This is a genomic window from Streptomyces sp. NPDC001530 (genome assembly GCF_042894545.1).
In the GTDB taxonomy this organism is placed as follows: Bacteria; Actinomycetota; Actinomycetes; order Streptomycetales; family Streptomycetaceae; genus Streptomyces.
The window spans coordinates 50596-53781 of record NZ_JBIAVS010000040.1 but is presented as its reverse complement, the minus strand read 5'-3'; the positions used below and the strand labels follow the sequence as shown (position 1 = coordinate 53781).

5 protein-coding genes are annotated in these 3186 nt (G+C 69.3%); 3 read left to right on the top strand and 2 right to left on the bottom strand.

All coding sequences use genetic code 11. The features are described from left to right. The coding region (locus tag ACFY0T_RS47135) for a hypothetical protein (RefSeq protein WP_388884737.1) at positions 1-276 on the bottom strand (276 nt) is incomplete at its 3' end. 160 nt (positions 277-436) lie between these two features. After that, entirely contained in the window at positions 437-574 is a 138-nt protein-coding gene (locus ACFY0T_RS47130; protein ID WP_388884736.1) for a hypothetical protein, read from the bottom strand. 559 nt (positions 575-1133) lie between these two features. Between ACFY0T_RS47130 and ACFY0T_RS47125 the strand changes: the two genes are divergently transcribed. From ACFY0T_RS47125 to ACFY0T_RS47115, 3 genes are all read left to right on the top strand, one after another. Continuing rightward, positions 1134-1532: a transposase gene (locus ACFY0T_RS47125; RefSeq protein ID WP_388884735.1), complete on the top strand. Its 399-nt coding sequence runs from the start codon at positions 1134-1136 to the stop codon at positions 1530-1532. Beyond that, positions 1501-1830: a transposase gene (locus ACFY0T_RS47120; protein WP_388884734.1), complete on the top strand. Its 330-nt coding sequence runs from the start codon at positions 1501-1503 to the stop codon at positions 1828-1830. Before ACFY0T_RS47125 ends, ACFY0T_RS47120 begins: the two co-directional genes overlap by 32 nt. A 205-nt stretch (positions 1831-2035) precedes the next feature. Beyond that, on the top strand, positions 2036-2551 hold the full coding sequence (locus ACFY0T_RS47115) for a hypothetical protein (RefSeq protein WP_388884733.1): 516 nt from the start codon (positions 2036-2038) through the stop codon (positions 2549-2551). Positions 2552-3186: the final 635 nt, after the last annotated feature.

The following is a 3186-nucleotide window of genomic DNA, read 5'->3' as shown; positions in this document are numbered from 1 at the left end:
GGTACCGCCCTGGGTGTTCCCGGTGCCGCCTCCCTGGGTACCGCCCTGGGTGTTCCCGGTGCCACCGCCCTGGGTACCGCCCTGCGTGTTCCCGGTGCCACCGCCCTGGGTACCGCCCTGCGTGTTCCCGGTGCCACCGCCCTGGGTACCGCCCTGCGTGTTCCCGGAGCCACTGCCCTGGGTACCGCCCTGCGTATTGCCTTGGCCGCCGATCTGAGTGCCACCAATAGTGTTGCCCTGACCACCATTTATCGTGTTGTTGACAATGTTTGTCACATTGTTCGTTACCTGGTTCACTACAGAGGGCGGCAACCCGAGCCTTTGCGCTTCTGCTTTCGCCGCCTGTCGCCCTATCGTGGCTGCCTGCGCCTCGGAAGCGCCACCGCGCGCCGCCTGCTGTGCCGCAGCTGTCCCCCTTGCCGTTGCTGCTGCGGCGTCAGATGCCGTTGAGCCCGAGGCTGTTCCCGGCGCCGAGCCCCCGGCTGTTCCCGGCGCCGAGCCCGAGGCCGATCCCGGCGCCGAGCCCGAGGCCGATCCCGGCGCCGAGCCCGAGGCCGATCCCGAAGACGCGCACTGAACAGTGCCTACAGAAACCGGACCACCGCCGGCAATGCCGACCTTGACGTCGCCCTTCGATCCGGCAGAGACACCAGAAATGGTTTTGCCGTTACGCGTGACGTCATATGACTGATGAGGAGCGAAGCCGTTACCACTTATCACCCCATTTTTCAGGCTGCATGCCGCGGCAGGGGCTGCGATCGGAGCAGCGGAAGCCTGGGAGGTCTGGGAGGTCTGGGCGACCGCCACCCCCGCCGTTCCCGCGAGCATCGCAGCGGCGCAGGACAGACCGGCGATATGCGCAATGCGCTTCTTCCTCATCATGTAAATCTCCCTCGAATAATCGGCCCAGATTCTGAAATTCACCGCAAGCCGGGGTTTCGACTTGCCGGGTGTCTCAGTTCCGTATGACGGCCGAGCGCTTTACCTGCAACCAGATTGCTGGTTTTTGACACGGAGAGAAAGCGACGGAGATTCGGGGCTTGACAAACGGGATGCCGGCGATATCCTCCCTCGGCTCTCCTTCCCGCCGACCAGCGATAGGGAGCCACGGCGTCCGCCACGCGGTGTCGGTGTTGCCCGGCACGTTGCCCGGCAGCGGGGTGGTGGCGCACGTTCGGGGGCTGGGGTGCGGGCGGCGTACCCGCTACTCGACGGATCTGTCCGATCCGGAGGGGGAGATCCTCCGTCCGCTGGTCTTGGCGGTCAAGCCCGGTGGACGGCCGGCGCAACACACCCGGCGGGAGATCCTCAACGCGCCGGCGTACTGGCTGCGCGCCGGCTGTGCCTGGAGACTGCTGCCGCATGCCCTGCCGCCGTGGCAGACGGCCCACCACTCCTGGCGCAGGTGGCAGAAGGAAGCCGTGGGGGAGCGGATGCCGACGGCGCTGCGCGAACGCGAGCGCGTGCAGCCCGGCCGGGACCCCACGCCCCGTGCCGCCCATGGTGGACAGCCACATCGTCCGGGCCAGTGAACGCGGTGGCCTGCACGGCCATGACGGCGGCAAGAAGGCCGGCGGCACCAAGCGCCACCTGCTCGTCGATACCCGCGCCACCGCCCTGGTCACCTGCGTGAGCCCGGCCTGCCTTGGCGACCGCGATGGCGCCGTGGTGCTGTTCGCCCGGGCCGCCGGTGCCCTTCCGCGCCTGCGGCACGTGTGGGCGGACCAGGGCTACCGCGGCGCCGACGTCCACACCGGGGCCCGGGAGGCCACAGGCATCACCGTGGAGATCGTGCAGCGCCGCGACGGCGGGTTCCGCTCGACCTGGTGAACCGGCGACCTGTGCTGACTTGCTGGAACACGGCTCCCGCTGTGCGGACATCCCGCCAAGCTGTGGGGAGATTGCCGCGTGATCCTCCGTGCGCCCGCCGGCGGCGCCGGTCTGGCTGATTGCTCCCCCTGCCGATGCCTGCCAGCATGATCCTGTGGTGGTTGTCCCGGGCTGGGCATGGCGCGGCGGCACGGTTCGCCGGGCCGTGAGCATCGGCCTTGCGGCCGGTCTCTTCTTCGGTGCCTTCGTGCTCGCCGAGTCGGGATCGTGGGTGGGTGCGGCTCTGGCGGCCCTGTTCCTCAGCCCCTTCTACGGAATCAGGGTGGCCCGTCGGATGAGCCGGGCCTGGCCCGGAGCCAGGGACCTGGACTCCGCCGACCGGATGGCGGTAGTCCGTGCCACCCGACGTGGTGAGGGCATCGGTGATGCCCGACTGGCGCCCGCCGTCATCGACTACGCCGGCGCGCTGCGGACAGCCCGAGAACAAGATCGAGTTTTCCGCTGGGTGGTCCTGCTCTTCGCCGGACTGGCTGTGGCCCTCGCGCTGAGCGACACGTTCACGGGATCGACCCGGGACGCACTGGTGTCGTGGCTGGTGGTCGCGTTCTTTCTCGTGGAACTGACGTGGTGGCCCAGGAAGCAGTCTCACGTCATGTCCAACGCGGAGCGAGCAGAGACGCTGGCCCGTGAGGTCTTGCGACCCCACACGCCCGGCGAATGAGACGAAGGAACCTCGATCCCGCGGAGCCGCCTGCTCCTCCAGTACTGCGCAGGGCATGGCGAGCAGGCTGAGACCGCCGGGCCGGCGGTCATCGTCCCCTCCGGCACTGCTGTGCGGGGCGGTCGCTGCCGGACTCGCGGCGGACGCCCGGCACGCCGACGCTCGACAGCTCGGCGGTTGCTACGTCACCCAGCGCGACCCCGAACGCGCCACCCGGCCGCGCGCACCGCCCTCAACCAGCTCGGCTGCACCGTCACCCGCAACCCGATCGAGGTCGCAGCCTGCCCCCACCGCCGAACGCCCGGCAGCCTTCCACAGCCACCGGGCGCCCAGCCATGCCCTAAACCACTCCTGACCTGCACCTATTGACGCGTCAGAGGCACTTTCTGCTTGGCTGATCACCTGTCCGACAGGCCATCTCGTGACAGCACGAGGCGGTCCAGAACGCGCCATCACCCCGCAGAGGTTGTCTCTGCGAGGTGATGAACTCAGCTGCTGATCAGCCCTGGGTGCCGCCCTGGGTGTTGCCGGTGCCGCCGCCCTGGGTGCCGCCCTGGGTGTTGCCGGTGCCGCCTCCCTGGGTGCCGCCCTGGGTGTTGCCGGTGCCGCCTCCCTGGGTGCCGCCCTGGGTGTTG

Excerpts from the sequence above, each read along its gene's own strand:
- ACFY0T_RS47120 (WP_388884734.1), top strand. The coding sequence starts at position 1,501 with ATGGTGGACAGCCACATCGTCCGGGCCAGTGAACGCGGTGGCCTGCAC.